The sequence below is a fragment of the Pseudomonas sp. 2995-1 genome (genome assembly GCF_002742505.1).
Classification (GTDB): Bacteria; Pseudomonadota; Gammaproteobacteria; order Pseudomonadales; family Pseudomonadaceae; genus Aquipseudomonas; species Aquipseudomonas sivasensis.
This window is the reverse complement of sequence record NZ_LJSA01000029.1, coordinates 1-230: the sequence shown is the minus strand read 5'-3', so window position 1 is coordinate 230 and position 230 is coordinate 1. Positions and strand designations below refer to the sequence as shown.

1 protein-coding gene is annotated in these 230 nt (G+C 34.8%); it reads right to left on the bottom strand.

The annotated features are described in order from the left end of the window. The coding region (locus tag AOA61_RS30750) for a hypothetical protein (protein ID WP_218197286.1) at positions 1-230 on the bottom strand (230 nt) is incomplete at both ends.

The window sequence follows — 230 nt, the reverse complement described above, 5'->3', positions numbered from 1 at the left end:
TTCTACTTCTGCAGAATGAGTAAGCTGAGGTTTATCTGCAAGATTTAATTTTTGTGCCTGGTCAGCTAATTGATTAGCAACTCTTATTTGATCATCTTTAACCTTTAATTGACTTTTCAGCAGTTCAATTTCATCTGTGAGTGCACTAATGCGTGCATCTTTTTCTGCAATAAGCTTATCAGTCTTATCTTGCTTAGATTCTTTGCTTTGCTTGCTATTATGCGTTTTCT